This is a genomic window from Mesorhizobium sp. WSM4808, assembly GCF_055811675.1.
In genome coordinates this window covers 51,244-74,942 of the sequence record NZ_JBVVQX010000021.1, presented here as the reverse complement: position 1 = coordinate 74,942, position 23,699 = coordinate 51,244, and the positions used below count along the sequence as shown (strand labels likewise).

Annotated in this window: 19 protein-coding genes; 13 read left to right on the top strand and 6 right to left on the bottom strand. The window is 62.4% G+C overall.

Going from position 1 to position 23,699, the window contains the following annotated elements; genetic code table 11:
* Window positions 1–6 precede the first annotated feature (6 nt).
* Together topA and AC0L2U_RS29160 are read right to left on the bottom strand one after the other, a co-directional pair.
* Window positions 7–2,643: a type I DNA topoisomerase gene (topA, locus tag AC0L2U_RS29165; protein WP_128288536.1), complete on the bottom strand. Its 2,637-nt coding sequence runs from the start codon at window positions 2,641–2,643 to the stop codon at window positions 7–9.
* Window positions 2,644–3,001: 358 nt separating this feature from the next.
* Window positions 3,002–3,379, bottom strand: coding sequence for a COG4315 family predicted lipoprotein (locus AC0L2U_RS29160; RefSeq protein WP_128303545.1), 378 nt, complete (start codon window positions 3,377–3,379; stop codon window positions 3,002–3,004).
* A 173-nt stretch (window positions 3,380–3,552) separates the two neighbouring features.
* On the opposite strand from AC0L2U_RS29160, the gene AC0L2U_RS29155 reads away from it, so the two are divergent.
* The 5 genes from AC0L2U_RS29155 to AC0L2U_RS29135 all read left to right on the top strand — a co-directional run bounded on the left by AC0L2U_RS29155 (window position 3,553) and on the right by AC0L2U_RS29135 (window position 9,307).
* The gene (locus AC0L2U_RS29155) at window positions 3,553–4,299 is read left to right on the top strand and encodes a cytochrome c biogenesis CcdA family protein (protein WP_473603053.1); all 747 of its coding nucleotides are present in this window, start codon (window positions 3,553–3,555) and stop codon (window positions 4,297–4,299) included.
* A 79-nt stretch (window positions 4,300–4,378) separates the two neighbouring features.
* Complete coding sequence (locus AC0L2U_RS29150) at window positions 4,379–4,816, top strand: nuclear transport factor 2 family protein (RefSeq protein WP_256748189.1); 438 nt, start codon at window positions 4,379–4,381, stop codon at window positions 4,814–4,816.
* Between the two features lie 149 nt (window positions 4,817–4,965).
* Complete coding sequence (gene glmU, locus AC0L2U_RS29145; RefSeq protein ID WP_473603043.1) at window positions 4,966–6,324, top strand: bifunctional UDP-N-acetylglucosamine diphosphorylase/glucosamine-1-phosphate N-acetyltransferase GlmU; 1,359 nt, start codon at window positions 4,966–4,968, stop codon at window positions 6,322–6,324.
* Between the two features lie 177 nt (window positions 6,325–6,501).
* Window positions 6,502–8,325 (top strand): glutamine--fructose-6-phosphate transaminase (isomerizing), encoded by a 1,824-nt coding sequence (gene glmS / locus AC0L2U_RS29140; RefSeq protein WP_127810539.1) that lies wholly within the window; start codon window positions 6,502–6,504, stop codon window positions 8,323–8,325.
* Window positions 8,326–8,551: 226 nt separating this feature from the next.
* On the top strand, window positions 8,552–9,307 hold the full coding sequence (locus AC0L2U_RS29135; RefSeq protein ID WP_027036784.1) for a DUF502 domain-containing protein: 756 nt from the start codon (window positions 8,552–8,554) through the stop codon (window positions 9,305–9,307).
* Here AC0L2U_RS29135 and recG read toward each other — a convergent pair.
* Window positions 9,259–11,367 (bottom strand): ATP-dependent DNA helicase RecG, encoded by a 2,109-nt coding sequence (recG, locus tag AC0L2U_RS29130; protein ID WP_292635183.1) that lies wholly within the window; start codon window positions 11,365–11,367, stop codon window positions 9,259–9,261. The two genes, AC0L2U_RS29135 and recG, sit on opposite strands and share 49 nt — an antisense overlap.
* 92 nt (window positions 11,368–11,459) lie before the next feature.
* On the opposite strand from recG, the gene AC0L2U_RS29125 reads away from it, so the two are divergent.
* The 3 genes from AC0L2U_RS29125 to AC0L2U_RS29115 all read left to right on the top strand — a co-directional run bounded on the left by AC0L2U_RS29125 (window position 11,460) and on the right by AC0L2U_RS29115 (window position 16,827).
* On the top strand, window positions 11,460–11,747 hold the full coding sequence (locus tag AC0L2U_RS29125) for a succinate dehydrogenase assembly factor 2 (protein WP_027036782.1): 288 nt from the start codon (window positions 11,460–11,462) through the stop codon (window positions 11,745–11,747).
* 72 nt (window positions 11,748–11,819) lie between these two features.
* Window positions 11,820–15,317 carry a transcription-repair coupling factor gene (gene mfd / locus AC0L2U_RS29120; protein WP_473603042.1) on the top strand — a complete coding sequence of 1,166 codons (3,498 nt, stop codon included), beginning with the start codon at window positions 11,820–11,822 and terminating at the stop codon, window positions 15,315–15,317.
* A gap of 136 nt (window positions 15,318–15,453) precedes the next feature.
* The gene (locus tag AC0L2U_RS29115; protein ID WP_292682540.1) at window positions 15,454–16,827 is read left to right on the top strand and encodes a class II 3-deoxy-7-phosphoheptulonate synthase; all 1,374 of its coding nucleotides are present in this window, start codon (window positions 15,454–15,456) and stop codon (window positions 16,825–16,827) included.
* A 104-nt stretch (window positions 16,828–16,931) separates the two neighbouring features.
* Here AC0L2U_RS29115 and AC0L2U_RS29110 read toward each other — a convergent pair whose 3' ends face one another.
* Window positions 16,932–18,002 carry a diguanylate cyclase gene (locus tag AC0L2U_RS29110; RefSeq protein WP_473603041.1) on the bottom strand — a complete coding sequence of 357 codons (1,071 nt, stop codon included), beginning with the start codon at window positions 18,000–18,002 and terminating at the stop codon, window positions 16,932–16,934.
* Window positions 18,003–18,410: 408 nt separating this feature from the next.
* Between AC0L2U_RS29110 and AC0L2U_RS29105 the strand changes: the two genes are divergently transcribed.
* The 3 genes from AC0L2U_RS29105 (at window position 18,411) to AC0L2U_RS29095 (ending at window position 19,896) form a co-directional block, all read left to right on the top strand.
* On the top strand, window positions 18,411–18,827 hold the full coding sequence (locus tag AC0L2U_RS29105) for a GFA family protein (protein ID WP_027036778.1): 417 nt from the start codon (window positions 18,411–18,413) through the stop codon (window positions 18,825–18,827).
* A gap of 81 nt (window positions 18,828–18,908) precedes the next feature.
* Entirely contained in the window at window positions 18,909–19,268 is a 360-nt protein-coding gene (locus AC0L2U_RS29100; protein ID WP_023810560.1) for a diacylglycerol kinase, read from the top strand.
* 40 nt (window positions 19,269–19,308) lie between these two features.
* Entirely contained in the window at window positions 19,309–19,896 is a 588-nt protein-coding gene (locus AC0L2U_RS29095) for a hemerythrin domain-containing protein (RefSeq protein WP_292704082.1), read from the top strand.
* Window positions 19,897–19,899: 3 nt separating this feature from the next.
* Here the strand turns inward: AC0L2U_RS29095 and AC0L2U_RS29090 are convergent, their stop codons facing one another.
* On the bottom strand, window positions 19,900–20,487 hold the full coding sequence (locus tag AC0L2U_RS29090; RefSeq protein WP_128289584.1) for a DedA family protein: 588 nt from the start codon (window positions 20,485–20,487) through the stop codon (window positions 19,900–19,902).
* Window positions 20,484–21,047 (bottom strand): DUF1003 domain-containing protein, encoded by a 564-nt coding sequence (locus tag AC0L2U_RS29085; RefSeq protein ID WP_127399050.1) that lies wholly within the window; start codon window positions 21,045–21,047, stop codon window positions 20,484–20,486. The genes AC0L2U_RS29090 and AC0L2U_RS29085 overlap by 4 nt, the downstream gene beginning before the upstream one ends.
* Window positions 21,048–21,139: 92 nt before the next feature.
* Here AC0L2U_RS29085 and AC0L2U_RS29080 point away from each other — a divergent pair, with 92 nt between their 5' ends.
* Both AC0L2U_RS29080 and AC0L2U_RS29075 read left to right on the top strand, forming a co-directional pair.
* Window positions 21,140–21,856 (top strand): DNA-3-methyladenine glycosylase I, encoded by a 717-nt coding sequence (locus tag AC0L2U_RS29080; RefSeq protein ID WP_128289585.1) that lies wholly within the window; start codon window positions 21,140–21,142, stop codon window positions 21,854–21,856.
* A gap of 130 nt (window positions 21,857–21,986) precedes the next feature.
* Entirely contained in the window at window positions 21,987–23,663 is a 1,677-nt protein-coding gene (locus AC0L2U_RS29075) for an NAD+ synthase (protein ID WP_127321218.1), read from the top strand.
* The last annotated feature ends 36 nt before the right edge of the window (window positions 23,664–23,699 follow it).

Below are 23,699 nucleotides of genomic sequence, written 5' to 3'. Positions count from 1 at the left end.
GCTGTCCTATCCTTTTTTCTTCGCGGCCGGCTTCTTCGCAGCCGGCTTCTTGGCTGCCACTTTCTTGGTCGCCGGGGCCTTGGCCGCGGCTGCCTTTCGGAACGGCTTCTTGCCGCCGCCGCCCTTGGCCTCTTTCTCGGCAATCAATGCCAGCGCATCCTCGATCGTCACCGACTGCGGATCCTTGCCCTTGGGCAGCGTAGCATTGACCTTGCCGAAATTCACGTAAGGCCCGTATTTGCCGTCGCGCACGACGATCTTGCCGCCGCCATCCGGATGGTCGCCAAGCTCCTTCAGCGCCGCGGCAGTACCGCCATTGCGGCCGCCCTTGCCCTTCAGCTGCTTCTCGGCGATCACCGATACGGCGCGGTTGAGGCCGATCGAGAACACGTCCTCGATGCTTTCGAGATTGGCATAGGTGCCGTCATGCAGCACGAACGGGCCGTAGCGGCCAAGCCCGGCTGAGATCATCTTGGCGGTTTCCGGATGCTGGCCGACATCGCGCGGCAGCGACAGCAGCGCCAGCGCCTTTTCGTGGTCGATCGACTCGGCCGTCCAGCCCTTGGGCAGGCTGGAACGCTTGGCCTCCTTGCCGTCGCCACGCTGCAGATAGGGGCCGAAGCGACCGCTGCGCAGCGTGATTTCCTCTGACGTGTAAGGGTCCTTGCCGATCACCTTGGTGCCGTCCTCGCCGCCGCCATTCTCGCCATTGGGATTGGCGGCATCGCCGAGCTGGCGGGTGAAGGAGCAATCGGGATAGTTGGAGCAGCCGACAAAGGCGCCGAACTTGCCAAGCTTCAGCGACAGATTGCCGGTGCCGCATTTCGGGCAGATGCGCGGATTGGAGCCGTCCTCCCGCGTCGGGAACACCAGCGGCGCCAGTTCTTCATTGAGCGCGTCGAGCACGTCGGTGACGCGCAGTTCCTTGATGTCGGCGACGGCGCCGGAAAAATCCTTCCAGAAATCGCGCAGCACGTCCTTCCAGGCGAGCTTGCCGTCGGAAATCTCGTCGAGCTTTTCCTCGAGGGACGCGGTGAAGTCGTATTCGACATAACGCTTGAAGAAGCTTTCAAGAAAGGCCGACAGCAGCCGGCCCTTGGCCTGCGGCACCAGCCGGCGCTTGTCGATGGTGACGTAGTCACGGTCCTCGAGCGTCTTCAGGATCGCCGTATAGGTAGAAGGCCGGCCGATGCCGAGTTCTTCCAGCTTCTTGATCAGCGAAGCTTCGGAATAGCGCGGCGGCGGCTCGGTGGTGTGCTGGGTGGCATTGATCGCCTGGCGGGCTAGCTGCTCGCCGGCGCGGATTTCAGGCAGGCGGCGGTTTTCCTCGTCTTCCGCATCGTCGTCCTTCTGGTCGGTGTAGGCGGCGATGAAACCGTCGAACCGAACGACCGAACCGATGGCACGCAGCTCTGCGGTGCGCGATCCGTTGACCGCTTCGATCTCGGCGGTGGTGCGCTCGATCTCGGCTGGCTGCATCTGGCTGGCGATGGCGCGCTTCCAGATCAGCTCATAGAGCCGCATCTGGTCGGAATCGAGATATTGCCTGACCGATGCCGGGGTGCGCATGAAATCCGTCGGGCGGATCGCTTCGTGCGCTTCCTGGGCATTCTTGGCCTTGGCGGTATATTGGCGCGGCTTTTCCGGCAGGTATTTCGGACCGAATTCCTTGGCAATGGCGTCGCGTGCGGCGTCGATCGCCTCGGGTGCCATCTGCACGCCGTCGGTTCGCATATAGGTGATGAGACCTGTGGTCTCGCCGCCGATCTCCATGCCTTCATAGAGACGTTGCGCCACCTGCATGGTGCGGCTGGCCGAGAAGCCCAGGCCCGATGAGGCGGCCTGCTGCAGCGTCGAAGTGGTGAAGGGCGGGCCGGGATTGCGCTTGGTCGGCTTGGCTTCGACCGACACCGCCTTGAAGGTCGCGCCTTCGAGCATCGACTTGATGTCGTCGGCCTGCGCCTTGTTGGAAATGTCGAGCTTTTGCAGCTTCTTGCGATCGAAGGCGGTCAGCCGCGCTTCGAAATTCTCGTTGCGCGGCGTACCCAGCAGGGCGGCGATCTGCCAGTATTCCTCGCGGATGAAGCGCTCGATCTCGGATTCGCGGTCGCAGACCAGGCGCAGCGCAACCGACTGGACGCGGCCTGCCGAGCGGGCGCCCGGCAGCTTGCGCCACAGCACCGGCGACAGCGTGAAGCCGACGAGATAATCGAGCGCGCGGCGGGCGAGATAGGCATCGACCAGCGGCGCATCGATCTGGCGCGGATTGGCCATCGCCTCCAGCACCGACGATTTGGTGATGGCGTTGAAGACGACGCGGCTGACCGGCTTGTCCTTCAGCGCGCGCTTCTGCTTCAGCACCTCCAGCACATGCCAGGAGATGGCTTCACCTTCGCGATCCGGGTCGGTGGCGAGGATCAGGCCATCGGCATCCTTGACCGCCTTGGCGATGTCGGCAAGCCGCTTGCCCGAGGCCGTGTCGACCGCCCAGGACATGGCGAAATCCTCATCCGGACGCACCGAGCCGTCCTTGGCCGGCAAATCCCTGATATGGCCGAACGAGGCCAGAACCTTGTAGTTCTTGCCGAGATATTTGTTGATTGTCTTCGCCTTGGCCGGCGATTCGACGACGACGACGTCCATGAGGTCTCATATCAGCTGTGGTGCGGCAGAAGAATTCCGCTGCGCGCGACGAAATCTCGTTCTATTTGTCGCTCACATGGCCGCGCTTTTGCATCCGGTCAAGGGGAAGCGCCCAAATTGCGGGCCGGCCCGCGGCAATACACTCTTAGAGTGTATGGAGAAAATCACAGAATTTGGGAAAGGGAGATGGTGGTCCCCGAGTGAGCGGAAACGACCCGATTCATTTTTCCGCCGAGTCGTTGAATGCTGCCCAAACCGGAAGGGCTACATTTATATGGGCCTGTTCGATGCCGGCCGCCGGGTGCATGGAGATGCCCGGCGACCAACCCTTGTCCCGCCAGCAGCGGGATTGGCGTGCTTAGTCGGCCTTGACGATGTGCCAGACCTCGCCGACGCCGTCGCCGGTCACATCGCCTGGCTTCTTGTCCTTGATGAAGGTGTAGACCGGCTTGCCGTCATAGGCCCACATCTTGGTGCCGTCGGTGCGGTCGACAACGGTCCATTCGTCGTCCGCCTTGGCGCCGGCTTCGGCTTTCAGTGGCGGCCAGTTGGTGGCGCATTTGTCGTAGCAATTGGTCTTGCCCTTCTCGTCCTTGTCATAGGTGTAGAGCGTCATGCCATTGGCGTCGGTGTAGATCTTGGTGCCATTGACCTCGGCTTCCTTCCACGCGTCGGCGGCGAAGGATGCGGCGGTGCTGAGCAAAAGCGCTGCCAGTCCTGCGGTTATGGTTTTCATGGAAATCTCCCTGACTGATATCTGGAGACGCGCGGGAAATCGCGGCCTCGCTGTGTCAACGCCCAGGGGCTGCCGTTTCTTCCCCGGCAAGCATGATCTTGCCAACACAATGGTGATTGGTGGACAAGGCTGCGCGTCGCTATATCAGCGGCACGGCATTGGAGTTCCTGGAAATGGCATTGGACATCGGCTATGTCAGCGCGGTCGGGGCGGGAGCCATCTCGTTCCTGTCGCCTTGCGTGCTGCCGCTGGTGCCGCCCTATCTCTGCTATATGGCCGGCGTGTCGGTCGACGATTTCCGTGGCAATGCGGGAACTACGGCGAGGGAAGGCGCGCGCGGCGCGCTGCTTTATTCCTCGATCGCCTTCGTGCTCGGCTTCTCGACCGTCTTTGTCGCGCTTGGCGCCGGGGCCTCGACCATCGGCCGGCTGCTGCGTATCTGGCAGGAGCCGCTGGCGATGGGCGCCGGTGTGCTGATCATCCTCATGGGCCTGAATTTCCTCGGCATCCTGCGCATTCCGCTGCTTTCACGCGAGGCGCGCTTCCAGTCGCAGGGCAAGCCGGCAAGTGCGGTCGCGGCCTATGTCATGGGGCTGGCCTTCGCCTTCGGCTGGACGCCCTGCATCGGCCCGGTGCTCGGTCCGATCCTGACGCTGGCCGGCGGCCGCGAGACGGTGGGCGAGGGCGCGCTGCTGCTCGCCGCCTATTCGCTCGGGCTGGGTATCCCGTTCCTGACCGCCGCCCTGTTTTCCGGCGCCTTCATGCGCTTCCTTGGCAAATTCCGCGTCCATCTCGGCCGCGTCGAAAAAGCGATCGGCGCGCTGCTGGTGGTCGCCGGCGTGTTTTTCCTCACCGGCGGCGTGCAGACGGTGTCTTACTGGCTGCTGGAAAATTTCCCGGTGCTGGGGCGGCTGGGGTAGGTCGCGTCGGCGGAACGATGCACGGCAGCCCGCATTTGCAGTACCGTTGATCAACACTTTTTCGAGCCGGGAGGCGAGAATGGTAGCCAAGGCGGATGTGCGAAAATTCTTCAAGGTCTATGAGAAAATCTACAATGACGCGATCGCCGACACCGTCGATCTCAACGACGTCGCGGACATGTATTCGGCCGGTTTTGTCTCGGTGACGCCGGCAGCGGTCATGGTTGGCGAGAATGGCGAGCAGTTGAAGGCCATCATGACAAAGGGCTTTGAGGCCTATCGTGCCCTCGGCAGCAAGAGGATGACCTGCAAGGAGGTCTCTGTGACACCTGTCGACCAGGACCATTGCGTGGCTGAGGTAAGCTGGGCCGGTGACTATGAACGCAAGGATGGGAGTCCCGTGACCATCGACTTTGCGGTCAACTATCTCGTCGAAAAGCGTGACGGCAAGCTGAAGGTGTTTGGCTGGATATCAGGTGACGAGCAGGCGGAATTCAGGAAACACGGCCTGTTGTAGGTGTGCTGACTGCCGAATTCCGTTTTAAGACCCGCTGATTAAGAGTCAGCTGCTCCGCCATCTCACCGAAATTTAACCGCATTGGTGAAGCAAGGCGCCACTGCTAGCATGCTTTGATTCCCAACCCTTTTCATATGGTTGTCCCTTCCATGAGCCAGAGATCCTGCCTGTCCGTCATTCTCGCCGCCGGCGAAGGCACGCGCATGAAGAGCGTGCTGCCGAAGGTGCTGCACCAGATCGCCGGCCTGCCGATGGTCGCCCATGTGGTGAAGGCAGCCGAAGCCGCCGGCGCCGGCAGCCAGGCGCTGGTGATCGGCCATGGCGCCGACGAGATGCGCAAGGCTGCGGCAAAGTTCGCGCCGAAGGCCGAGACTTTCGTGCAGGAGAAGCGCCTTGGCACCGCGCACGCCGTGCTGGCCGCACGCGATGCGATATCAAAGGGTTATGACGACGTCCTGGTGATGTTTGGCGACACGCCGCTGATCGACGCCGATGCGCTGACCGTGGCGCGGCTGAAGCTGGCCGAGGGCGCCGCCGTCGTCGTGATCGGCTTTCGCCCGCCCAGCCCGACCGGCTATGGCAGGCTGATCGAGAAGGACGGCAAATTGGTGGCCATCCGCGAGGAGAAGGACTGTTCCGAGGAGGAAAGAAAGATCGGCTTCTGCAATGCCGGCATGATGGCGGTGGCCGGCGCCCACGTGCTGACGCTGCTCGATCAGGTTGGCAATAAGAATGCCAAAGGCGAATGTTATCTCACCGACATTGTCGAGATCGCCAGTGCGCGAGGCCTCGATGTCGTCGCCACCGAAGCCAGCTTCGAAAGCGCACTCGGTATCAACAACCGCGCCGAACTTGCGCAAGCCGAGGGCATATGGCAGGCGCGCCGGCGGCATGAAGCGATGCTGTCGGGCGTGACGCTGATCGCGCCGGAGACCGTGTATTTCTCGCACGACACCGAGATCGGCACTGACACGATCGTCGAGCCCAATGTCTGGTTCGGTCCGGGTGTGAAGATTGCGACGGGCGCCAAGATACATGCGTTCAGCCACATCGAAGGCGCCACCATTGCGTCCAATTGCGATGTCGGGCCATACGCGCGACTGCGGCCGGGTGCTGATCTCCGGGACAAGGCCAAGGTCGGCAATTTCTGCGAGGTCAAGCAGGCGGTTATCGAAGAGGGCGCCAAGGTCAACCATCTGACCTATATCGGCGATGCCCGCGTCGGCGCGGGAGCCAATATCGGCGCCGGCACCATCACCTGCAATTATGACGGCTATTCGAAATTCTTCACGGACATCGGCGAGGGCGCTTTTGTAGGCTCCAATTCGTCGCTGGTGGCACCTGTCACCATCGGCAAGGGCGGCTACATCGCCTCGGGCAGCGTGATCACCGAAAGCGTGCCCGACGATGCGCTGGCCTTCGGCCGTGCTCGCCAGAAGACGATCCCGGGCAAGGGCAAGGAATTGCGCGAACGCTTTGCTTCGGCCGCGGCTGCGAAGAAAAAGTAAGACCAGCCCGCAAAAAACCGAACGATTGCAGTAACCGGATTGCAAGAGCGGTCTGTCATGGTGCATCGACAAGAATGAGCGTTCCGTTACACGGGACGAAATGCAATGTGACTTTCGCGGCAGGCCGGCCATCCCTAAATAGCGCTGGTTTTCCACGGGGAATCGGGGGCTGTCTGCATGTGCGGTATCGTTGGAATCGTCGGCCACTCGCAGGTTGCGCCGCTCATCGTCGATGCGCTGAAGCGGTTGGAATATCGCGGCTATGACTCGGCCGGCGTCGCCACCATCGAGCACGGCCAGCTTGCTCGCCGCCGCGCCGAAGGCAAGCTGATCAACCTCGAGCGCCGGCTCAAGGACGAGCCGCTCGACGGTACGATCGGCATCGGTCACACACGCTGGGCGACACACGGCGTGCCCAACGAGACCAATGCGCATCCGCATTTTTCCGACGGTGTCGCCATCGTCCATAACGGCATCATCGAGAATTTCGCCGAATTGCGCGAAGAACTGATCCGCGATGGCTATTCTTTCTCCTCGCAGACCGACACCGAGGTCGTCGCCCATCTGGTGGCGCGCGAACTCGCCAGAGGGCTGAAGCCGGTCGAGGCCGCGCACCAGGCGCTGAAGCGGCTGGAAGGCGCTTTCGCGCTGGCCATCATGTTCAAGGGCGACGAGGACCTGATCGTCGGCGCGCGCAATGGTCCGCCTTTGGCTGTCGGCCATGGCGATGGCGAGATGTTTTTGGGCTCCGACGCCATCGCGCTCGCACCGTTCACCAATTCGATCACCTATCTCGAAGATGGCGACTGGGCGGTGGTGCGCCGCGACGGCGTTGCCATCTTCGACATCGACGGCACAAAGGTCGACCGCAAGCGCCAGCAGTCGCTTTCGACCAGCTTCATGGTCGACAAGGGTAACCGGCGCCATTTCATGGAGAAAGAGATCCATGAGCAGCCCGAAGTGATCTCGCATACCTTGGCGAATTATCTGGATTTTGTCGGCGGCGTCTCCAAGCCGCTCGACCTGCCTTTCGATTTCGCCAAAATCGACCGGCTGGCGATTTCGGCCTGCGGTACCGCCTATCTTGCCGGCCTGATCGGCAAATACTGGTTCGAGCGCTACGCGCGCCTGCCCGTCGACATCGATGTCGCCTCCGAATTCCGTTACCGCGAAATGCCATTGTCGAAGAACGACGCGGCGTTCTTCATTTCGCAGTCCGGTGAGACTGCCGACACGCTGGCCTCGCTGCGTTATTGCCGCAAGGCCGGCATGAAGATCGGCGCGATCGTCAATGTGCGCGAATCGACCATGGCGCGCGAATCCGATGTCGTGCTGCCGACGCTCGCCGGGCCGGAGATCGGCGTTGCCTCGACCAAGGCGTTCACCTGCCAGCTTTCGGTGCTGGCATCGCTTGCTGTGCGGGCCGGCGTGGCGCGCGGGACAATCTCGAAAGAACAAGAGAAGACCCTGGTGCGCGCGCTTTCGGAAGCGCCGCGCTATGCCAATCAGGTGCTCAAGCTTGAAGAGCAGATCGAACGGATCGCGCGTGAACTCTCACGCTACAAGGACGTGCTCTATCTCGGCCGCGACACCAACTTTCCGCTGGCCATGGAAGGCGCGCTGAAACTCAAGGAAATCTCCTATATCCACGCCGAGGGCTATGCGGCCGGCGAGCTGAAGCATGGACCGATCGCGCTGATCGACGAGAACATGCCGGTCATCGTCATTGCGCCGCACGACCACATTTTCGAAAAGACCGTTTCGAACATGCAGGAAGTGGCGGCGCGCGGCGGCAAGATCATCCTGATCACCGACAGCAAGGGTGCGGCGCTGACGAGCGTCAAGACGATGGAGACGATCATCCTGCCGGACGTGCCGGAAATCATCTCGCCGATCATCTACGCGCTGCCGATCCAGATGCTGGCCTATTTTACCGCCGTCTTCATGGGCACCGACGTCGACCAGCCGCGCAATCTGGCGAAATCGGTGACGGTGGAATAGCTCTCATCCTTTCGTCATCCTCGGGTCTGCGCCGCGTCGCTTCGCTCCTTGCTCCGCCCGTGGATGACGAAAGGAAGGATGTTTTCGGCTAATCGTGAACGTATGCTGCTTCCGTTTGGATTGCTCCGTTGGAAGTGGCGGCATAATCGGCTCTTTAAAGACTTCGCAGTTCCAAACTGGACGGCGGTTCACTAATGTCGCGTCGAAATAGCACCTCCGGTGAATCATGTCCGACGCTCCCAAGACTTCCGGCGTGACCCGGCTGAGGAACTATTTCCTCACGGGCTTCATCGTCTGCGCGCCGCTGGCGATCACCGCCTACATCGCCTGGTCATTCATCGGTTGGGTCGATTCCTGGGTGAAACCCTATATTCCGGCCCGCTACAGCCCTGACACCTATTTGTCGTTTCCTGTGCCGGGGTTCGGGCTGATCGTGGCGCTCATCCTGATCACGCTGATCGGCTTCCTGACGGCCAACATCGTCGGCCGCGCCATCGTCAATTTCGGCGAGCGCCTGCTTGGCCGCATGCCGTTGGTGCGCGGTATCTATGGCTCGCTGAAACAGATTTTCGAGACCGTGCTGTCGAACAAGGGCGACATGTTCCGCCAAGTCGGACTGGTCGAATATCCGCGCAAGGGTGTGTGGTCGCTGGTGTTCGTCGCCAGCGAGAAGGAAACCGAGATCAACCAGAAGCTCGACCAGGAAGGCGATCCGCTGATTGCCGTATTCATGCCGTGCACGCCAAACCCGACCACCGGATTCCTGATGTATGTGCCGAAGTCGGACATCGTGCTGCTCGACATGACGATTGAGGACGGCGCCAAGCTGATTGTGTCGGCCGGGCTGGTGGCGCCCGAGGTCAAGCAAATGGTTGTCGTGAATGGCGAGCCGATCGAAGGGATGCTCGCCAACCCGTCGGTTGCCGCCCTGGCTCAGCCGGCGCGCAGGAGCCGCACGGCCTCGTCGCGGCCGAACAAATAAAGCAGCAGGCGCAACGCCTCGCCACGCTGCGATTGCAGCTCCGGGTCGCGCGACAGGATCAGCCTGGCATCGTCGCGGGCGGCCTCCAGAAGGTCGGCATGCGCCTCGATGCGCGCAACCTGGAAACCCGGCGTGCCAGACTGGCGGGTGCCCAGCAATTCGCCTTCGCCGCGCAGCTTCAGGTCTTCTTCGGCGATCAGGAACCCGTCCTCGGTCTCGCGCATCACCGACAGCCGGCGTTTTGCGGTCTCGCCAGGCGGGTCCTTGTAGAGCAGCACGCAGGAGGAGGGCTTGTCGCCACGCCCGACCCGGCCGCGCAGTTGGTGCAGCTGGGCCAGGCCGAAGCGCTCGGCGTGCTCGATGACCATGACGGTGGCGTCCGGCACGTCGACGCCGACCTCGATGACGGTGGTGGCGATCAGGATGCGTGTCTCGCCCTGCTTGAAGGCACGCATCGCCTCGTCCTTCTCGGCACCCTTCATGCGGCCGTGAACGAGCCCGATACGGTCGCCGAACAATGGTTTCAGCGAGGCGAAGCGGTCCTCGGCCGACATCAGCTTGATTTCTTCGGATTCCTCGACCAGCGGACAGATCCAGTAGATCTTCTGGCCTGCGGCGACGGCGTCCACCATGCGGTCGACCAGTTCGTCGAGCCGCTCGAGCGGCAGCGTAACGGTACGGATCGGCTGGCGGCCGGCCGGTTTTTCCGTCAGTTTCGACACGTCCATGTCGCCGAAAGCGGTCAGCACCAGCGTGCGGGGGATGGGAGTGGCCGTCATCACCAGCATGTCCGGCGCGTCGCCCTTGGCGGTGATGGCAAGCCGCTGATGGACGCCGAAACGGTGCTGCTCGTCGATCACGGCGAAGACCAGGTCGTGGAACATGACCGTCTCCTGGAACAGCGCGTGGGTGCCGACCACGATGTCGATCTCACCGCTTGCCAGGCCGGCCAGCGTATCCGCGCGTTCGCGGCCCTTTTCGCGGCCGGTGAGGATGGCAATGCGCAGCCCGACCTTGGCGGCAAGCGGCGTGATGGTCGCCAGATGCTGGCGCGCCAGGATTTCGGTCGGTGCCATCAAGGCTGCCTGGCCGCCGGCCTCGACGGCGCGTGCCATGGCCAACAGCGCTACGACCGTCTTGCCGGAGCCGACATCGCCCTGCAGAAGCCGCAGCATGCGCTCGGGATCAGCGAGGTCGGCATTGATTTCGGCCAGCGCGAACTCCTGGCTCGATGTCAGCGAGTAGGGCAGTGCGGCCCTCAGTTTTTCAACGATGCGGCCGTCGCCGACCAGGGGACGCCCGGACAGCCTGCGGACTTTTGCCCGCACCAGCGCCAGCGAGACCTGGCCCGCCAGCAACTCGTCATAGGCGAGCCGCCGCCAGGCGGCGCCGTCGATGGAGACGTCGATCGGGTCGGCGGGATTGTGGATGCGGGCGAGCGCATCGGCAAAGGCCGCAAAGGTGTGCCGGCGCATAAAGGCGCCGTCCTGCCATTCGGGAAACTCAGGCACACGCGCCAGCGCCTGGCCGATCGCCCGGCGCAGCACCTTGCCCGAGAGCCCGGCTGTCAGGGGATAGACCGGTTCGACCAGCGGCAGGTTTTCCGCCTCGCTGGCCAGCGCAATATGGTCGGGGTGGACCATGCTGGGGCGGCCATTGAACCATTCCATGCGGCCCGAGACCACGACATGCTCGCCCTCGGGCATCGCCTTTTCGAGATAGGAAGCGTGAGCATGGAAGAAGGTCAGCGCGATCTCGCCGGTGTCGTCATGGGCGAAGACGCGGTAAGGCACCGACCTGTTGCCGCGCGGCGGCGGCTGGTGGCGGTCGATGCGCACCTCCAGCGTCACGATCTGGCCTTCCGCGGATCCTGCGATGCCCGGCCGGCTGCGCCGGTCGATGACGGTGTGCGGCAGCACGAACAGAAGGTCGCCCGCGCGGGCGGGGCGGTCACCCAGATCGGCCGGGACAACCTTCTCGATCAGCGCGCCGACTTTCGGTCCGACGCCTGCAAGCGACGTGATCGGTACAAACAAGGGATCGAGGATGGTCGGGCGCATGATGTCAGCTTATGTTGCGATGGCGGCAGCGCAAGGCTGACAGCCCCTTCTATCCACGCTATATGCGCCGCAGCAAGCAAGGATGCGGCACGATGACCGGAACGACGAGATCAAGCGAGGGGCTCGACGTCCGCCGCCGCAAGCTTCTGTTTCGCTCCTGGCATCGCGGCATGCGCGAGATGGACCTGATCCTCGGCACTTTCGCCGACGCTGAGATCGGCGCCTTGACGGCTGAGGAAATCGACCAATATGAGAGGCTCCTCGACATTCCCGATACCGAATTCCTGCCCATGGTCACCGGCGAACGCCCGGTGCCGGCCGATATCGATTGTGCCGTCCTGCAAAAGATCCTGGCTTTCCGCCATTCTCTGACATTCTGAACACAAGCAATTCCAGGAAAAGCACGAAGCGGTTTTCCGTTCGGAATTGCGATAAAACAAGACCGTGATTTCATGAGCCTCATTCCCACCATCGGTCTGCCGAAAGACCGCGCCGGCCAGTTCATCGTCGACGGCGTCGCCGATGGCTACGAAGCCTTTGCGCTGGTGCAGGCGGCACTTGAGATCGCGCCGGACAAGCCGGTTCTGTTCGTCGCGCGCGACGGTCAGCGCCTGCCGGCGATCGTTGAGGCGCTGTCTTTCGCTGCCCCCGGCCTGCCGGTGCTGGAACTACCGGCGTGGGATTGTCTGCCTTACGACCGCGTTTCGCCCGGTTCGGATGCTGCCGCCAAGCGCCTCGATGCGCTGACGGCCATGATCGCGCTGGCGAAGAAGCCGCACCGCGCCGTCATCCTCACCACCGCCAATGCGCTGCTGCAACGCATTCCGCCGGCGGATCTCGTCGAGGCACAGACCTTTCATGCCAGACCCGGCAACCAGATCAACATGAATGTACTGGTGTCGCGGCTGGAAACGTCCGGTTTTGAGCGCGTGCCGACAGTGCGCGGCATCGGTGAGTTCGCAGTGCGCGGCGGCATTCTCGACCTGTTCGCGCCTGGGTGGACCGAAGCGCTCAGGCTCGACTTCTTCGGCGACACGCTGGAATCGATCCGTGTGTTCGACGCCGCCACGCAGCGCACCACCGGCCAGCGCAAGTCGATGGCGCTGCAGGCGATGAGCGAAGTGGCGCTGACGCCCGAAACCATCAGCCGTTTCCGCCGCTCCTATATCGAAGCCTTTGGCGCTCCACAGCGCGATGACGGGCTCTATGCAGCAGTCAGCGAAGGCAGGCGGTTTGCCGGAATGGAACACTGGCTGCCGTTTTTCTATGAGCGGCTGGAGACGGTGTTCGACTATCTGCCTGACACGCCTGTCATCTTCGACCATCTGGCGCATGAGGCGTTGGCCGAACGCCACACGCTGATCCTCGACCATTACGAGGCGCGCAAGAAGCAGGCGGACGGTGCCTTGAAGGACGCCGTGCCCTACAAGCCGGTCGCACCGGACCTGCTCTATCTCTCCCCGGAAAACCTGATTGCCTCGCTCGGGTCGCGTGAAGCGATCGACTTCACGCCATTCGACGCGCCCGAAGTTGGCGCCAAGAAGGTCTATCACGCCGGCTCACGCCACGGCCGCAGCTTCGTCGAGGAGCGCGCCGATCCGAACGCCAATGTGTTCGATGTCGTCGTCAAACACATCGCCGATGAGCGCGCGGCGCGCCGCCGCATTGTCATTGCCGGCTGGACCGAAGGCTCGCTCGACCGGCTTGGCCAGATCCTTGCCGAACACCATCTCGGCAATCTCAAGCAGGTGGCGACGCTGGCGGAAGCCGAAAAGCTCGAACCGGGGCAGGCGGCCCTGGCCGTACTGCCGCTCGAATCCGGCTTCGAGACCGAAAAACTGGTCGTCGTCGCCGAACAGGACATTTTGGGCGACCGGCTGATCCGGCGCTCGAAACGCAAGAAGCGTCCGTCGGATTTCATCGCCGAGGCCTCGGCGCTGTCGGCCGGCGACATCGTTGTCCATGCCGACCACGGCATTGGCCGTTTCATCGGCCTGCGCACCATCGAAGCGGTCGGCGCACCGCATGACTGCCTGGAAATCCACTATGCCGGCGACGACCGGCTGTTCCTGCCGGTGGAAAACATCGAACTCCTGTCGCGCTACGGTTCCGACACGGCCGAGGCGACGCTGGACAAGCTTGGCGGCGGCGCCTGGCAGTCGCGCAAGGCGCGACTGAAGAAGCGCCTGCTCGACATGGCCGGGCAGCTGATCCGCATCGCCGCCGAACGGCAGATGCGCTCCGCACCGCCACTGGTGCCGGCAGAAGGCCTCTATGGCGAGTTCGCGGCCCGCTTCCCCTATGAGGAGACCGACGACCAGCAGACGGCCATCGATTCGGTGCGCGACGATCTTGCTGCCGGCAAGCCGATGGACCGGCTGATTTGCGGCGATGTCGGCTTCGGCAAGACCGAAGTGGCGCTGCGCGCCGCCTTCATCGCGGCGATGGAAGGCTTTCAGGTGGCAGTTGTGGTGCCGACGACATTGTTGTCGCGCCAGCATTTCAAGACCTTTTCGCAGCGTTTCTCCGGCCTGCCGATCCGTGTCGGCCAGGCGTCGCGGCTGGTCGGCGCCAAGGAACTGGCCGAGACCAAGAAAGGCATCGCCGAGGGCCAGGTCGACATCGTCATCGGCACGCACGCGCTGCTTGGTTCCGCGATCTCGTTCAAGAACCTTGGCCTGCTGATCATCGACGAGGAGCAGCACTTTGGCGTCAAGCACAAGGAGCGGCTGAAGGATTTGAAGACCGACGTGCACGTGCTGACGCTCTCGGCGACACCGATCCCGCGCACGCTGCAACTGGCGTTGACCGGGGTGCGCGAGCTGTCGCTGATCGCCACGCCGCCGGTCGACCGAATGGCGGTGCGCACCTTCATCTCGCCGTTCGATCCGCTGGTCATCCGCGAGACGCTGCTGCGCGAGCGATATCGCGGCGGCCATTCCTTCTATGTGGTGCCGCGCATCAGCGATCTCTCGGAAATCCATGATTTCCTGAAGGAATCCGTGCCGGAGTTGAAGGTAGCGGTGGCACATGGCCAGATGCCGCCGGGCGAACTCGACGATATCATGAATGCCTTCTATGACGGCCAGTACGACGTGCTGCTGTCGACGACCATCGTCGAATCCGGTCTCGACATCCCGACCGCCAACACGCTGATCATCCATCGCGCCGACATGTTCGGCCTGTCGCAGCTTTACCAGTTACGCGGTCGCGTCGGCCGCTCGAAGGTGCGCGCCTATGCGTTGTTCACGCTGCCGGCCAACCGCAAGCTCACCGACACCGCCGAGCGCCGGCTGAAGGTGCTGCAATCGCTGGATACGCTGGGGGCCGGCTTCCAACTGGCCAGCCACGACCTCGACATCCGTGGCGCCGGCAATCTTCTTGGCGAAGAGCAGTCCGGCCACATCAAGGAGGTCGGCTTCGAGCTCTACCAGCAGATGCTGGAAGAGGCCGTCGGCGAGGTGAAGGATTCCGGCGAAGTGCAGGATGGCGGCTGGTCGCCGCAGATTGCCGTCGGCACGGCGGTGATGATCCCGGAAAGCTATGTTCCGGATTTGCAGCTCCGGCTGGCGCTCTACCGCAGGCTTGGCGATCTCGAAAACACCGAAGAAATCGACGCTTTCGGCGCCGAGCTGATCGACCGCTTCGGCCCGCTGCCGGACGAAGTCAAGCATCTGCTCAAGATCGTCTTCATCAAGGCGCTCTGCCGCAAGGCCAATGTCGAGAAGCTCGACGCCGGGCCGAAGGGCGTCGTCATCCATTTCCGCAAGCGCGAATTCTCCAACCCGGTCGGGCTCGTCCGGTTCATCGGCGAGCAGGGCTCGCTGGCCAAGATCCGGCCGGACCACAGCGTCGTCTTCGTGCGCGATTGGCCAACCCCCGAGAAGCGATTGGCGGGCTCGGCGGTCGTCATGACGCAGTTGGCGCGGCTGGTGGAGAAGGCGGCATAGCCGGCCCAGGCCATTCGCCAGCGCTTGAATTCCGGTCTAGAATAGGAAATCGGCTTCGTGTATGGAGCCGCCATCCCATATAGGGGCGGGAAATGGCAGGCGAGGGTGCTTGCCGGAAAGAGCGTTGGGTGCAGCGATGACGAAATGGTCGCCGAATTCGTGGAGAGCAAAGCCGATCAAGCAGGTTCCTGCCTATCCGGACCTTGCCGCGCTGAAGAACACGGAGGCCCAGCTCGCAACCTTTCCGCCGCTGGTTTTTGCCGGTGAGGCGCGCAAGCTGAAGAAGCAGCTCGCTTCTGTAGCCGCCGGTGACGCATTCCTTCTCCAGGGCGGCGATTGCGCCGAGAGCTTCGCCGAGCATGGCGCGGACAACATCCGCGATTTCTTCCGCGTCTTCCTGCAGATGTCCGTGGTGCTCACCTTCGCCGGCGCGCAGCCGGTGGTGAAGGTTGGCCGCGTTGCCGGCCAGTTCGCCAAGCCGCGTTCGTCCGACAACGAGACCAAGGGCGAGGTGACGCTGCCCAGCTATCGCGGCGACATCATCAACGGCATCGAATTCGACCCGAAGTCGCGCATTCCGGATCCCGCCCGCCAGGAGATGGCGTACCGCCAGTCGGCGGCGACGCTCAACCTTCTGCGCGCCTTCGCGCAAGGCGGCTATGCCAGCCTGGAGAATGTGCACCGCTGGATGCTCGGCTTCGTCTCCGACAGCCCGCAGGGCGAAAAATATGAGTCTCTCGCCAACCGCATCACCGAGACGATGGACTTCATGAAGGCCGTCGGCATCACTTCGGAAACCAACTACGCGCTGCGCGAGACGGATTTCTACACCAGCCATGAGGCGCTGCTGCTCGGCTACGAGGAGGCACTGACGCGCGTCGATTCGACCTCCGGCGACTGGTACGCCACGTCAGGCCACATGATCTGGATCGGCGACCGCACCCGCCAGCCCGATCATGCCCATGTCGAGTATTGCCGTGGGATCAAGAACCCGCTGGGGCTGAAATGCGGCCCGTCGCTGACGCCGGACGGCTTGCTGGAGCTGATCGACCTGCTCAATCCGGACAATGAGCCCGGCCGGCTGACGCTGATCGCCCGCTTCGGTTCCGACAAGGTCGCCGATCATCTACCGAAGCTGGTGCGCGCGGTGCAGAAGGAAGGCCGCTCCGTGGTGTGGTCGTCGGACCCGATGCACGGCAACACGATCGAGGCCGCCGGCTACAAGACGCGGCCGTTCGACCGCATTCTCAAGGAGGTCCAGACCTTCTTCGAGGTGCACCGCGCCGAAGGCACGCATCCGGGCGGCATCCATGTCGAAATGACCGGCAAGAACGTCACCGAATGCACCGGTGGCGCGCGCGCCATCACCGCCGAGGAATTGCAGGACCGCTACCACACCCATTGCGATCCGCGCCTTAACGCCGACCAGGCGATCGAACTGGCCTTCCTGGTCTCGGATCTTTTGAAGAAGAGCCACCCGGTGCAGCACAAGCAGGCGGTCAACGGCTGATTTTCGCGCAGTCCGAATAAGATCCGTGAAAGGGCGTCCGAGAAATCGGGCGCCTTTTATGTCTGCGCTAGTCCAGTGTTCCCGGCACCAGCCGGCAGGGACTGTCAGTCCTTCTTGTAGAGCAGCCAGCTCTTGCCGGCCCGGCCTGCCATCGTCGAGTGCTTGGTGACCCGGTTGCGGCCGCTGACCTTGGAGCGATAGAGCGCACGGTCGGCCTTGGTGTAGAGATCTTCGGGTCCTTCGGCTTCGGACGCCATGCAGATGCCCATCGAGACGGTGACGGTGCCATAATTCGTGCCGGTCTGGCTGCTGGTGAACGGCGTCTGCTCGATCAGGGCGCGAATACGCTCTGCGACGTCATAGGTGGCGTCCTCGCTGGCGCCCTCGATGATCAGCGCGAACTCCTCGCCGCCGGTGCGGGCGACGAACATGTCGCCGCGAATGCTGGTCTGGAAAATATCGGCGATGCTCTGGATGATCTTGTCGCCGACCGGGTGGCCATAGCGGTCGTTGATATCCTTGAAGCGGTCGATGTCGACAAGAACCAGGGCGTTGAACAGGATACCCCTGTTGCTGTTGTAGATCCTGGTGATCTCCTTGTCGAAGGCGCGCCGATTCCAGATATGCGTCAACGGATCGGTGTCGGCCAGCCGCTTGTACTCCTCAAGCTTCGACTTGACGCTCTCGAGTTCGGCCGTCTTGTCGCTGAGCGTCGAGGCCACCTGCCGGCCGTGGTCGATCGTCGAATTGGTGGCAACCGCCATGGCGTTGGCGATCTTCTGCAGGAGATCCTGAGAGAGAAGGCTGCGGCCGCTGAGGCCGCTCGATGTCTCATCGAGGATCCTGCCGTATTTCTCGATGTGGCTGCGCTCGCTCCGCAGCAGCGAAGCGACCTCCTCGAGCTCCCTGGCAATGACGTCCCTGGCATGCTCGACGATACCAGGGCCATGGTTGTGGGCAAAGAAAGTGCGTCCGATCTGATCCAGTTCATCCTGTGTCGGCCGGCCGCTCAGCGAAACGACGGCGAGGCTGAGTTCGCGATTGGTGCCGCTCAGGGCCTCGTAGAAGATCTCGTAGTTGCGCGGCAAGCCGAGCACACCCAGCTGGCGCATTGTGGCAACAGCGGTGGCTGCGATGTCGGTGCTTCGCTCGGTCGGGAGAACTGCCGGCTGCATCTTGGTTCTTCCCCTCGGATGTTCCGCGGAATTCGCGGATTCCCTTTGTCGCCGGGCCCCTGGGGAATGCGACCGACGCTTCGGAACAACTTGCGAAAGGATGCGTCCCCACCCACGGCCTTCGCTTGGAGGTGACCATAAATGCGCTGTCGCTAAAGTTTCCTTAACTGACAGAGGTTCAGCGGGTTTTCTCTGTCTGCGGGCTGTAAAAGCCTTGGTCCGTGCGTCCAACAGTTGGAAACAACGCCGGTGCGGCGGCTTGAATTCGCGATTCGCACATCGCACTCTTGAAAATGAAACCGAATTTCGGATTCTCCACGCCAGCACATGTCGCATTTGCTTGCGTGCTTGCGCGGCAAAGCTGGAATCCTAAGCCATGCCCGGCACTTTTCTTCAAGGAGGATCGACGTGAGTGATGGTCACCAGGGATCGTGTCTGTGCGGAGCCGTCCGCTTCAGAACGAACGGGGCGCTGCGTGGCGTCGTCTATTGCCATTGCTCGCAATGCCGCAAGCAGAGCGGACATTTCTATGCCGCGACCAATGTTGCCAACGCCGACATCGTGATCGAGGGCACGGAAAGTATCACCTGGTACGAAGCCTCTACCTTCGCCAGGCGTGGGTTCTGCAAGGCATGCGGATCGGTGCTGTTCTGGAAGCCGCGAGACCAGGACTACGTTTCGGTCATGGCGGGATCGTTCGACAAGCCGACAGGTCTTGAGGGGGAATGCCATATCTTCGTCGGTGATAAGGGCGACTATTATTCGATCGACGACGGGCTGCCACAGTTTGAAAAGTCGACACCGTCCATACCGGTTGCTGAATGAATCTTGGACAAGTCACCTTATTCCATTGATCTGGCCAGCCATTGCATTATCCCGTGCCGGTGATTCGCAAAGGGGTTTGGCATGCAGCGGCTGATAGATGCTTATTTCAATTCGGTGCGGGCGTTTCGCAAGCTGGCCACCAGCGAGAAGGCTTTCCAGCAGGAGCTGATGCTGCTGGCGCTTGCCTTGCCGCTCGGCTGGTTCGTTTCGATCTCGTGGCGCGGTTATGCCTTGCTGATCGGCGCGGTGCTGCTCCTGATCATGGTCGAAGTGCTGAACACCGGCATCGAGGCGGCATGCGACGCTTTCAGCCGCGAGTTCAATGTCGATATCCAGTTGGCCAAGGATTGCGGTTCGCTGGCGGTGCTGATTTCGGTGCTCATCGTCGCCGGCGTCTGGGGCATCGCCATTATCGAGCGGATCACCGGGCTACCGATCTAGCCTTTCGATGCCTATATGCCAGTCACCAAAGGAGACTGTCATGGCCAGGGCCGCCAATTTTCTGCGTCTCGAACGCGTGGGCCTGCCGGATGATCTGCGCTGGCTGGCCGAGAAATATCCCCGTGAAAACTGGCAGGACCATGCCAACATCCACGGCATCGCCAATATGTGGCTGCAGCGGCACGACATGTTCCGCGAACTTGGCGGCATGCTGGCCAACGGCATCGGCGACTACCGTGAGGGACGGCTGACGGCGCCTGATTTCGCGCGCTGGTTCGCGCCCCGCCTCAATCATTTTCTAGGCAACCTCGACGGTCACCACAACGTCGAGGATTATCAATATTTTCCGGTCTTCGCCAAGGCCGAGCCCCGTTTGAAGCACGGCTTCGAGATTCTCGATGCCGACCATCACACCATCCATGAAGGGCTGGAGCGTAATGCCGAGGCGGCCAATGCGTTCATCAAGACGCTTCAGGAGAGCGAAGACAGACAGCGCTTCGCCGCCGACGCCTATGCCGACGAAAACAGCCGGCTGATCGCCATGCTGACAAGGCATCTTGCCGACGAGGAAGACCTGATCATCCCGCTTATCCTCGATCGGGGGGATCAGGCGCTCGGCGTGGATTGACGATCAGCCCTCCCTGGCGCGTTCCTTGCTGGCGATGTGACGGGCGACGAGCCATGCCAGAACGGCCACGGTCAAGCCGATGCCAAGCCCGATCAGCAACCGTTCGTTATGCATCAACGCCTGGCCGATGACGTGCTCGGCGCCAAGTCCAAAGGCATAACCGATCGTGCCGAACAGTACCGCCCAGACCGCCGATGAAAGCGCGTTGAGGATGACGAAGCGCGGCGCGGCGATGTTGGAAAGCCCGGCTGCAATGCCGCCGACGAGGCGCATGCCGTAGATATAGCGGTTGGACAGCACGAAAATGTCGGGATGGGTGTTGAGCAGCCGAAAGGCGCGGCGGAAGCCGGGCCGTTTGCGCAATCTGACGACATAGGGATGGTCGGCGAAGCTTCGTCCGAGGATGAAGAAGAAAATATCGCCGACGAAGGCGCCGAGCGCGGCCGCAAGAACCGCGTGCCACAGGACGAAGACCTGCTGGTGGGCGAAGAAACCGCCAAGAATGGCGGCACTTTCGCCCTCCGCGACACAGCCGATAAAGACCGCGAGCAGCCCGTATTGTTCGATGAAATGATGGATCGCGTCGGTCATGAAGCCGACTGCTGCGAAGACAGCCTTTCGTCGATCCGCTTGATCATTTCGGTCAGTTGCACGATCTCGTCGCGTATACCGAGGATCTGGCCGTGGCGCAGTTCATCCAGCTTTTCATGCAGCGCCATGATCTCGATCTCGGCTTTCAGGTTGACCTCGTAATCGTGGGCGGCGTCGATGCGGTCGCGTTCGGTCTGGCGGTTCTGCGCCATCATGATCACCGGCGCCTGCAAGGCGGCGACCATCGACAGAACGAGATTGAGGAAGATGAAGGGGTAGGGATCGAAGGCGTCACGCGACAGCAGCCAGACATTGGCTGATGTCCACAGGATCAGAAAGGCGATGAAGGTCAGGATGAAGGACCATGACCCACCGATGCGGGCGATCGTGTCGGCGAGCCGGTCGCCGAAGGTCTGGTGGAAGGCGACGGCCTTGTTGGTGTCGCGCGAGATGGTGGTGCGTTCGAGCGTCGATTGCAGCACCCGGCTTTCGAGATGGCTGAGGCCGTCCGGCCGCCGCTTGAGCCAGCGGTTCGCCAGGTCGTCGATCGTCTTGTTCATGGCCATCTCCAGGGTCTTTGGCTTGCCGTAAGAGGTAGAGGCTGCCGGCTCACACGGGAAGTGGTAGATTGATTCCAGTTGCCGAGGGACCAATGGCCGATTTCAAGAAAATTCGCGCACGCGCCGCAAAACGCAAGGGCGGCGAAGAGGAACTGACGTCGCTGCTGGGTCCGGCGCCTGACAATGCCGCCGTGGCTGACATCGCCGATGACCGCATTCTCTCTGTTATGGCCGAACGCGTCTTCGCCGCCGGTTTCGTCTGGCGCGTCATCGAGCAGAAATGGCCGGGCTTCGAGGAGGCGTTTCTGCGCTTCGAGCCGAAGCGGCTGTTGTTCCAGCCCGATGATTTCTGGCACGATCTGACGGCCGACCAGCGCATCGTGCGCAACCCGCAGAAGATCAGATCCGTGCGCGACAACGCCGCCTTCGTCGAGCGCGTGTCGAAGGAATATGGCGGCTTCGGCCAATTCCTTGCAAACTGGCCGGCGGACGACCAGGTCGGGCTGATGGCCTGGCTCGGCAAGCATGGCAGCCGGTTGGGCGGCAATACGGGCCAGTATTTCCTGCGCTGGCTGGGTTGGGATGCGTTCGTCATCTCGGGCGATATGGCCGCGGCGTTGCGCGACGCCGGCCTCGACATCGCCGAAAGCCCGACTTCGAAGAAGGACCTGGAAAAGATCCAGAGGCAAATCAACCAATGGGCAGCGGAGACGCATCTGCCGCGCCGGCATATTTCACGCATCCTGGCGATGTCGATCGGCGAGAATCATTCGCCGCAAGCGTTGCGCGAATATATGGGCGACGACTGAGACCCGGCTCGTCTCGCCACGATTGAAGTAGGTCGATCGGTCCGTACACGATTGACCTACGTCATTCGGTCCGAATTGGTCCAAACGAACGCCATTGCCCGGGCAATTTTGCCGCGCTAAGTCAGCAGGCATGACCAAGAAGCTCGACATCCTGCGCATCGCCGTCGCCCAGCTCAATCCGACTGTCGGCGACATATCAGGCAATCTCGCCAAGGCCCGCGAGGCGAGGGCGGATGCCGCACGCCAAGGCGCCGATCTCGTGCTCTATACCGAGCTTTTCCTCGCCGGCTACCCGCCGGAGGATCTGGTGCTGAAGCCGGCCTTTTTGAAAGCCTGCGAAAAGGCGGCACAGGACTTTGCCGCCGACACCGCGGATGGCGGTCCCGGCGTCATCATCGGCACGCCGTTGAAGCGCAAGAGCGGCACGCACAATTCGATCGTCTTCGCCGATGGCGGCAAGATCATCGCCGAACGCTACAAGCTCGATCTGCCGAACTACGGCGAGTTCGACGAGAAGCGCGTCTTCCAGGCTGGACCCGAGATCCAGGGGCCGGTCAATTTCCGCGGCGTGCGCATCGGAGTTCCGATCTGCGAGGACATCTGGGGCGACGTCGATATCTGCGAGTCGCTGGCCGAAAGCGGGGCGGAAATCCTGCTGGTGCCGAACGGCTCGCCCTATTATCGCGCCAAGATCGATGTCCGCCACCAGGTCGTCATCCGCCAGGTCATCGAATGCGGGCTGCCGATGATCTATGCCAACCAGCTTGGCGGGCAGGACGAGTTGATCTTCGACGGCGCGTCGTTTGCCATTGGCGCCGACAAGACGCTTGCCTTCCAGATGAGCCAGTTCGAGGAAGCGGTCGACATCACCACCTGGAAGAGACAAGGGGATCACTGGATCTGCTCGGAAGGGCCGATGTCGAAAATCCCGGACCGGGAGGAGGCCGACTATCGCGCCTGCATGTTGGGCCTGCGCGACTACGTCAACAAGAACGGCTTCAAGAATGTGGTGCTTGGTCTGTCCGGCGGCATCGATTCGGCGATCTGCGCGGCGCTCGCCGTCGATGCGCTCGGCGAGGAACGCCTGCGCGCCGTCATGATGCCCTATCGCTACACCTCGAAGGACTCGCTGAAGGATGCCGAGGATTGCGCCCGGGCGCTCGGCTGCCGCTACGACATCGTGCCGATCTTCGAGCCGGTCGAAGGGTTTCTGCACGCGCTGACGCAGATGTTCGAAGGCACCAAGGAAGGCATCACCGAGGAGAATTTGCAGAGCCGGGCGCGCGGCACCATCCTGATGGCGATCTCCAACAAGTTCGGCTCGATGGTCGTCACCACGGGCAACAAGAGCGAGATGTCGGTCGGCTACGCAACCCTCTATGGCGACATGAATGGCGGCTTCAATCCGATCAAGGACCTTTACAAGATGCAGGTCTACGCGCTGTCGCGCTGGCGCAACAGCCACGTGCCGCCGGGCGCGCTCGGGCCCTCGGGCGAGGTGATCCCGAAAAACATCATCGACAAGGCGCCATCGGCGGAATTGCGCGAGAACCAGACCGACCAGGATTCGCTGCCCCCCTATCCGGTGCTGGACGACATCCTCGAATGCCTGGTGGAAAATGAGATGGGTGTCGACGACATCGTCGCGCGCGGCCATGACCGGGCGACGGTGACGCGCATCGAGCACCTGCTCTACATCGCAGAATACAAGCGGCGGCAGGCGGCGCCGGGCGTGAAGATCACCAAAAAGAATTTTGGCCGCGACCGCCGCTATCCCATCACCAACCGGTTCAGGGATCGCAGCTAGGTACCGAAAGCGCGCGCGGCGGTGCGGTCGGAGACA